Origin of the sequence: Rhizobacter sp. (assembly GCF_031412495.1) — a bacterium.
In the GTDB taxonomy this organism is placed as follows: Bacteria; Pseudomonadota; Gammaproteobacteria; order Burkholderiales; family Burkholderiaceae_C; genus Schlegelella_A.
The window spans coordinates 1-7626 of sequence record NZ_JANODC010000413.1 but is presented as its reverse complement, the minus strand read 5'-3'; the positions used below and the strand labels follow the sequence as shown (position 1 = coordinate 7626).

The window sequence follows — 7626 nt, the reverse complement described above, 5'->3', positions numbered from 1 at the left end:
CATCATCGGCGTGGCGCCGGCCGGGGCGGAGATCTCGACCCGGCCGTTCCAGCTCGTCACCGGCCGGCAGTGGAAGGGTTCGGCCTTCGGCGGCGCGCGAGGCCGCACCGACGTGCCGAAGATCGTCGACTGGTACATGGAGGGCAAGGTCCGCATCGACGAGCTCATCACGCACCGGCTGAAGCTCGAGGACATCAACCGCGGCTTCAATTTGATGAAGAGCGGCGAGTCGATCCGCTCCGTCGTCGTGTACTGACCCGGCCGTGTCGGGCAGCGCCACGTCGGGCCGGCGCGAGGCGCCGTTCGGAGGCTGGGCCTCGCCTCTCGGCGCCGAGCGGCTCGCCGCCGCGATGCTCCGCTTCGGCCAGCTCGCCGTGCGCGGCGAGTCGATCTTCTGGAGCGAAGGGCGGCCGGTCGAGAGCGGGCGCAACGTCGTCGTCGATTGCCGTCCCGGCGGCGCTTGCGATGACCGCCACCCGGCGCCCTTCGACGCCCGGACCCGGGTGCACGAGTACGGCGGCGGCGCGTACGTCGTCGCTGCAGACGGCGAGCTCTTCTTCAGCCACGACAAGGACCAGCGCGTGTACCGGGCGCGACGCGGCGAAGCGCCGCGCCCGGTCACGGCGCCGGGGACGAGCCGCTTCGCTGATGCCGTCGTCGATGCAGCGCGCGGGCGCCTGATCGCCATCCGGGAGACGCACGCGGCGCCGGGTGGGGCGAACCCCGAGCCGGTGAACACCCTCGTCGCGGTCGACCTCGCCTCGGGTGCCGAATCCGTGCTCGCGAGCGGCCACGACTTCTTCTCGAGCCCGAGGCTGTCCCCCGACGGCCGCCGGCTCGCCTGGCTGAGCTGGGACCACCCGCGCATGCCGTGGCAAGGCAGCGAGCTCTGGCTCGCCGACCTCGATGCGGCCGGCCAGCCGGGCGCCGCGCAGCACGTCGCCGGCAGCGCCGGCGAATCGATCTTCCAGCCCGAGTGGTCGCCCGCAGGCGAGCTGCACTTCGTGTCCGACCGCAGCGGCTGGTGGAATCTGTGGCGGCTGCGCGGCGGCGAGGCCGAGGCCCTGCATCCGATGCCGGCCGAGTTCGGCCAGCCGCAGTGGGCCTTCGGCCTGTCGATGTACGGCTTCGAAGGCGACGGCCGCATCGTCTGCGCCTACGAGCAGCACGGCCGCTCGCACCTGGCCCGCCTCGACCCGGCAACGGGCGCGTTCGAGGCGCTCGCCACGCCGTTCTGCTCGATTCGCGACGTCCACGTCGGTGCCGGCTGGGTGGCCTTCTTCGGCGCCACGGAGACAGAGGTCGAGGCCGTGGTCCGGCTCGATCTCGACAGCCTGCAGGCGCGGGTGCTGCGCCGCTCCAGCGACATCGCGCTCGATGCGGCCGACGTGTCGATCGCCCGGCCGATCGGCTTCCCCTCCACGGACGGCCGCATCGCGCACGCCTTCTTCTACGCGCCAACGAACGCGGCCTGCACCGGCCCGGCCGGCGCGCGGCCGCCCCTGCTCGTCGTCAGCCACGGCGGCCCGACCGGAGCGACGAATCCGGCCTTCGCGCTCGGCCGCCAGTTCTGGACCACGCGCGGCTTCGCCGTCGTCGACGTCAACTACGGCGGCAGCAGCGGCTACGGCCGCGCCTACCGCGAGCAGCTCGACGGCCAGTGGGGCGTGGTCGACGTCGACGACGTCGTCGCCGCCGCGCGCTTCCTCGTCGAGCGCGGCGAGGTCGACGCCGATCGGGTGGCGATCCGCGGCGCCAGCGCGGGCGGCTTCACGACCCTGGCAGCGCTCACGTTCCGCAGCTTCTTCAAGGCCGGCGCGAGCCACTACGGCATCAGCGACCTCGAGGCACTCGCCCGCGACACGCACAAGTTCGAGTCGCGCTACCTCGAGTCGCTGGTCGGGCCGTACCCCGAACGGGCCGACCTCTACCGCGCACGCTCGCCGGTGCACTACCCCGAGCGGATGTCGAGCGCGCTGATCCTGCTCCAGGGCGCCGAAGACAAGGCCGTGCCGCCGAGCCAGGCCGAAGCGATGTTCGAGGCGGTGCGGGCCAAGGGACTGCCGGTCGCCTACCTGCTGTTCGCGGGCGAGCAGCACGGCTTTCGCCAGGCCGGCAACATCCGGCGCGCCCTCGAGGCGGAGCTGGCGTTCTACGGCCGCGTCTTCGGCTTCGCGCCGGCCGACGCCATCGAGCCGGTGGCGATCGAGAACCTGCCGCCGACCTGAGCCGCGAAGAGACGGTCCGCGGGCCGTCGACCGGCGCGCGGCGCCGGTGCCGGCCTACAAGGCAGCCGCTGGGCCGGCCCCATCCTCGCGGTGCCTCCGCTGCCCTGCCCCGACATGTCCCTGCCCCGCCGCGTCCTACTCGTCACCCTGCTCCTCTGCGCCGCAGCCACCGGCGCCCGTGCCGCGACCGCGCCGGGAGCCACGCCGCGCACCGGCGCGAAGACGGCCGTCACGGTCGATGCGCGCCAGGCCGTCGAGCGCCTCAACGCGGCCACGCAGACGCCGGTGCTCGCCAGCGGCTCGAATGGGTCGGCGGTGACGAGGGCGCAGATCCTGCTCGACCGCGCCTGGTTCTCGCCGGGCGAGATCGACGGCCGCTTCAGCACCAACATGCGCCGCGTCGTCGCCGCCTTCCAGTCGGCACGCGGCCTCGACGTGAGCGGCAAGGTCGATGCGCGCACCTGGGCCGCGCTCGGCGCAGGTGCGGCGGCGCCGTTCGCCGTCCACGCCATCAGCGACGCCGACGCCGCCGGACCTTTCGCGAAGGTTCCCGCCGACATGATGGAGCGGGCGAAGATGAAGGCGCTCGGCTACGAGTCGCTGCAGGAGGCGCTCGCCGAGCGCTTCCACATGAGCGAGAAGCTGCTGCGCGAGCTGAACCCGGGCGCGACCTTCGCGGCCGGGCGCGAGATCGTGGTCGCCGACGTCGGCCCGGGCAGCGCCGCGCCGGCCAGGGCGGCCTCGATCGAGATCGACAAGTCCGAGAGGATCCTGCGCGTGCGCAGCGCCGACAACGCCATCGTCGCCGGCTTTCCGATCAGCATCGGCGGGCCGCGCGACCCGCTGCCGGTCGGCCGCATGAAGATCGTCAACGAGGTGAAGAACCCGTCCTTCACGTACGACCCGGCGCTGCTGAAGAGTGCCAAGCCGGGGACCTCGAAGACCGAGATCGCGCCCGGCCCGAACAACCCGGTCGGCAACGTCTGGATCGGCCTGACCAAGCCGCACTGGGGCATCCACGGCACGCCGAGCCCGCAGCGGCTCGGCCGCGAGGAGACCAACGGCTGCATCCACATGACCAACTGGGACGCGCGGCGGCTGACGACCCTGGCCAAGGCCGGCTTCGTGGTCGACGTGCGCGAGTAGACGCGGTGGCGTCGAGACCGGCCACGAAGCGGAGGACGCTCGCGCGCCGCGGCGCCGGCGCAGCCCTCGTGCTCGCGCTTGCCGTGGCCTCGGTGGCCGCTGTGATGCCGCGGCCATCACCACCCGCCGTGCCCTTGCTGCAGGTCCCGGTGGCCGGCGTGTCCCGCGCGCAATTGCGCGACAGCTTCGACGAGCGCCGCGGCGGCGGCCGGCACGAAGCCATCGACATCGCCGCGCCCGCCGGGACGCCGGTGCACGCGGTCGACGACGGGACCGTGGTCAAGCTGTTCACCAGCGTGCGCGGCGGCTTCACGATCTACCAGTTCGACCCGAGCCGCCGCTTCAGCTACTACTACGCCCATCTCGAGCGCTACGCCGCGGGCGTCCGCGAGGGCATGGCCGTGCGCCGCGGCGACCTCATCGGCTACGTCGGCAGCACGGGCAACGCGGCCAGGAACGCGCCGCACCTGCATTTCGCCGTGTTCCGCCTCGGGCCGGAGCGGCAGTGGTGGAAAGGCGAGGCCGTCAACCCCTATCCCGCGTTTTTCTGAGCCCGTGACCCGCCCGGCCGGGCCCCGCGATGGAATGTTTCCATTTGTCACAGATTGCTCGCCGGCCGACGAACGGCACGCCCGGGTCGACTCTTAAGATCGGCCGATGAAAAGCACCTGGCGCACTCTCTGGCAGCAGAACGACATCGTCGTCTTTCGCGACGAGATCGCGGTCGATCGCCTGCCTGCCGACCGCATCGAGCGGGTCTGCCTCCTCTACAGCGGCAACGGCGATTCGCCGGGCGACATCGTCCAGAGCGTGGTGCAGATGGCCGGCGACGAGGGCTTCGCGCTGTTCGATGCGCACACCGGCTTCGCCGGCCGGGTGAATTTCGAGCGGCAGGCATTCTGGCGCGAGAAGGCCTGCGTCTACTGGGTTCCCGTGGCAGGCGCCGCATTCCCCTGGCGGCTGCGTTTGGGCGCCTGGCGTGGCGAAGGCAAGGGGCAGGCATTCCGCCGCCTGGCGAGCGACGAGATGGCCGGCTCGATCGGCAACTGGCGCCTCGAGGGGCCGCAGACCTGGGACGAGCGGAAGAACGGCCGGATCTCGCGCACGCGCCCGTTCGGGCATTCGCACAGCGCCCGCGCGTGAGGCCGGGCCCGGGGCGCCGCGGGCCTACTCGAATCGGCCCTCCCGCATCCACTTCGTCGCCACCCACTTCTCGCCGGCGGTCACAGGCGCGCCGCCGTGCAGCGTGCGCGTCGCCGGGTCGGGGCGGTCGTAGCTGAAGAAGACGGCGTTGCCGCGCACCGGCGCGACCTCGAGGCCGGCATCAGGGAACACGGTCGCGCCGCCCGCCTCGGGCGTGTTCAGGTAGCAGACGAGCGACGCGACGCGCTGGCCGCCGCGCTTGAGGATCGTCGGCGTGCCCGGCTCGGCCGGGTCGAAGAAGTCGTAGTGCGGCCTGTACTCGGCCCCGGGGCCGTAGCGCAGGATCTGCAGGCCCTCGCCGTTCTCGAGCGGCCAGTCGAGCAGCGTCGCGATGCGCGACTCGAGGCGCGCGCAGACCGGGAACTCGGCCGGGTCGAAGAACATGCCTTCGCTCGTGCGCGCCTCGTTGACGGCACTCGACCCGGTCTTCGTCTCGACCGTCTCCGAGCGGACCAGGCGCGCGCGCGCCAGCTCGATCAGCTCGGCGCACTCGTCGGCCGAGAGCAGGTCGCCGAAGACGACGACGCGGGGCAGCGCCAGTGCCATCAGCACCTTCACCTCGCGATCGACGGCGCGGCACACGGGAACGCCGGCGGTGATCGAGGCGCCCGGCACCGGCCGCAGCGCCTCGCCCCTCGGGCCGCCGGCGGCGGGGCTCTGCAGGTGCTGGCTGAGGGTCGATTCCATGGCCGCGATGGCGACGTCCTCGTCCCAGCCGCTGGCCTTCATCGCATCGAGCACGGACTCGGCGGAATGGCCGGCCGCCGCCTGCGCGACGATCCAGCTGCGCAGGTCGGAAGTGATCGGCTGGGCACTCATGGATCGATTCTGCCGGAGCAGGAAAGGCCATCGTCGTCGCGGCTGTCCCTGTGCTCAGCGGAAGTCGCGGCTGCGGCTGACCAGCCCGCTCAGCAGCGGCGTGTGATCGACGAGGCGGGAAGCGACGAGGTGCATCACCGCTTCGTCGCCTTCGCCCTGGCGTTGCCACTGGCCGTAGACGGTGAGCAGCGTTGAGCCGAGCAGGGGCTTTCGCTGCGTCTCGGCGACGCGGGCCCAGACGATGACGTTGACGGCGCCGGTCTCGTCCTCGATGGTGACGAAGACCGTGCCCTTGGCCGTCTCCGGGCGCTGCCGGTGCGTGACCAGGCCGCTGGCGCGCGCCAGCCGGCCGTTCGGGAAGCTGCGCAGGCGCGCCGCGGTTTCCACCTTGAGCGCGGCGAGATGCGGCCGCAGCAGGGCGAGCGGATGCCGCTTCAGGCTGAGGCCGAGGGCGCGGTAGTCGGCGAGCGTCTCCTGGCCCTCGCTCGGCGCATCGAGGACGACCGGCGCTTCGTCGAGGCGCGTGGCGCGCAGCATCTCGGTCGGCCGCGTGTCGATGCCGGCCACCGCCCACGCCGCCTGGTGCCGATGGCCGGCGAGCCCGTGCAGCGCATCGGCCTCGGCCAGCACGGCGAGCGCGTGCGCGTCGAGGCGGGCCCGCTGCGCGAGGTCCTCCACCGTCGTGAGCGGCGCCCCGGCACGGACGGCGACGATGCGCTCGCCGGCGTCCTTGGCGAGGCCCTTGACGCGGTCGAGGCCGAGGCGCACGGCGCCCTCCTCGAGCGCGCTCTCCCAGCCGCTGATGCGCACGTCGACCGGCCGCACCTCGACGCCGTGATCGCGCGCGTCGCGCACCAGCTGCGCTGGCGCGTAGAAGCCCATCGGCTGCGCATTGAGCAGGCCGCAGAGGAAGGCGTCGGGGTGGTGGCACTTGATCCAGCTGCTCACGTACGCGAGCAGGGCGAAGCCGGCGGCGTGGCTCTCGGGGAAGCCGTATTCGCCGAAGCCCTGGATCTGCTTGAAGATGCGCTCGGCGTACTCGAGCGTGTAGCCCTTCTCGACCATCCGGCCGACCAGCCGCTTGTGGAAGGGCGACAGGCCGCCGCGCCGCTTCCACGCCGCCATGGCCCGGCGGAGGGCATCGGCCTCGCCGGCGCTGAAGTCGGCGGCGAGCATGGCGATCTGCATCACCTGCTCCTGGAAGATCGGCACGCCCTTGGTCCGCAGCAGCGCCGGCTTGAGCTCCTCCGGGCAGTCGATCTCGCTGTCGGGCAGCGTGCGATTCCTGAGATACGGGTGGACCATGCCGCCCTGGATCGGCCCCGGCCGCACGATCGCGACCTCGACCACCAGGTCGTAGTAGCGGCGCGGCTTCAGGCGCGGCAGCATGCTCATCTGCGCCCGGCTCTCGATCTGGAACACGCCCACCGTGTCGGCCTTGCAGATCATGTCGTAGGTGGGCGTGTCGTCGTCCGGGATGTCCTGCATCTCGAAGCGTCGCCCGAGCCGCGCCGAGATGCAGTCGAGCGAGCGGCGGATCGCGCTCAGCATGCCGATGGCGAGGATGTCGACCTTGAGCAGGCCGAGCGCGTCGAGGTCGTCCTTGTCCCACTGGATGACGCTGCGGTCCTTCATGCTCGCGTTCTCGACCGGCACCAGCTCGGCCATGCGGCCCCTGGCGATGACGAAGCCGCCGGGGTGCTGCGACAGGTGGCGCGGAAAGCCGATGAGCTGCGCCGTCAGCTCCATCCACAGCTCGACGATGGGCGATCCGGGATCGAAGCCGCTCTCGCGCAGGCGCTCGGGGGCGATGCCGCGGCCGTCGAACCAGTGCTGCGTCTTCGACAGGACGTCGATGCGCTGCAGGTCGATGCCGAGGGCGCGGCCGACGTCGCGCAGCGCCGAGCGCGGCCGGTAGCTGATGACCACCGCCGTGAGCGCGGCGCGGTGCCGGCCGTACTTGCCGTAGATGTACTGGATCACCTCCTCGCGGCGCTGGTGCTCGAAGTCGATGTCGATGTCGGGCGGCTCGTTGCGCTCGACGCTGATGAAGCGGCCGAAGAGAAGCGTGGCGCGGCGCGGGTCGACCTCGGTGACGTGCAGGCAGTAGCAGACGATCGAGTTGGCGGCGCTGCCGCGGCCCTGGCAGAGGATCTCCTTCGAGCGGGCCCAGGCGACGATGTCGGCGACGGTGAGGAAGTAGGCCTCGTACTTCAGCTCGGCGATGACG

The 7626-nt window shown here is 72.1% G+C and carries 6 protein-coding genes and 1 pseudogene; 5 read left to right on the top strand and 2 right to left on the bottom strand.

The window, feature by feature from the left end; genetic code table 11:
• The 5 genes and pseudogenes from AC30N0_RS15260 to AC30N0_RS15240 form a co-directional block, all read left to right on the top strand.
• Positions 1-256, top strand: a pseudogene (locus AC30N0_RS15260) (S-(hydroxymethyl)glutathione dehydrogenase); the annotation flags it as partial.
• 7 nt (positions 257-263) lie between these two features.
• Positions 264-2228 (top strand): S9 family peptidase, encoded by a 1965-nt coding sequence (locus AC30N0_RS15255; RefSeq protein WP_489518755.1) that lies wholly within the window; start codon positions 264-266, stop codon positions 2226-2228.
• A gap of 114 nt (positions 2229-2342) precedes the next feature.
• Positions 2343-3374: a L,D-transpeptidase family protein gene (locus tag AC30N0_RS15250; protein WP_489518754.1), complete on the top strand. Its 1032-nt coding sequence runs from the start codon at positions 2343-2345 to the stop codon at positions 3372-3374.
• Positions 3375-3379: 5 nt separating this feature from the next.
• Positions 3380-3925, top strand: a complete 546-nt coding sequence (locus AC30N0_RS15245; protein WP_489518753.1) for a M23 family metallopeptidase — start codon at positions 3380-3382, stop codon at positions 3923-3925.
• A gap of 106 nt (positions 3926-4031) precedes the next feature.
• Positions 4032-4517: a hypothetical protein gene (locus tag AC30N0_RS15240; RefSeq protein ID WP_489518752.1), complete on the top strand. Its 486-nt coding sequence runs from the start codon at positions 4032-4034 to the stop codon at positions 4515-4517.
• Between the two features lie 24 nt (positions 4518-4541).
• Here the strand turns inward: AC30N0_RS15240 and AC30N0_RS15235 are convergent, their stop codons facing one another.
• Together AC30N0_RS15235 and AC30N0_RS15230 are read right to left on the bottom strand one after the other, a co-directional pair.
• Positions 4542-5396, bottom strand: a complete 855-nt coding sequence (locus AC30N0_RS15235; protein ID WP_489518751.1) for a 2OG-Fe(II) oxygenase — start codon at positions 5394-5396, stop codon at positions 4542-4544.
• Positions 5397-5450: 54 nt separating this feature from the next.
• Positions 5451-7626, bottom strand: a 2176-nt coding sequence (locus tag AC30N0_RS15230) for an error-prone DNA polymerase (RefSeq protein WP_489518750.1), incomplete at its 5' end; no start/stop codon positions are given.